Here is a 516-nt window from a genome sequence, read left to right on the forward strand (position 1 = left end):
CGCGTGAACTACTTCACAGGTGCATCGACCGTTGAGAAGATCGATGGTGGTGCGGGCGTGAACATCCTGTCTGGAACCCAGTACAACGACACCCTCAACCTGAGTGCCACCGAGTTGGTGAACATCGCCAACATCGATGGTGGCATCGGCAACGACACCATCACGGGTAGTGCCGGTAACGACACCATCATCGGCGGTACGGGTTCTGACATGCTGTCCGGCGGCGCAGGGGATGACACCTTCGTGGTTGAAGGCAGCGATACCGCCTATGACCGCTTCCAGGGCGACGACGGCTACGACGTCATTCAGGGTGGCGCAGGTGATGACGTCATTCGCGTGAACTACTTCACAGGTGCATCGACCGTTGAGAAGATCGATGGTGGTGCGGGCGTGAACATCCTGTCTGGAACCCAGTACAACGACACCCTCAACCTGAGTGCCACCGAGTTGGTGAACATCGCCAACATCGATGGTGGCATCGGCAACGACACCATCACGGGTAGTGCCGGTAACGAC

1 protein-coding gene is annotated in these 516 nt (G+C 58.1%); it reads left to right on the forward strand.

Features of this window, described 5'->3' with window-relative positions; genetic code table 11:
* The coding region (locus ACYPYQ_RS13600; RefSeq protein ID WP_459724455.1) for a calcium-binding protein at window positions 1-516 on the forward strand (516 nt) is incomplete at both ends.

The sequence above is a fragment of the Sideroxyarcus sp. TK5 genome (assembly GCF_054601595.1).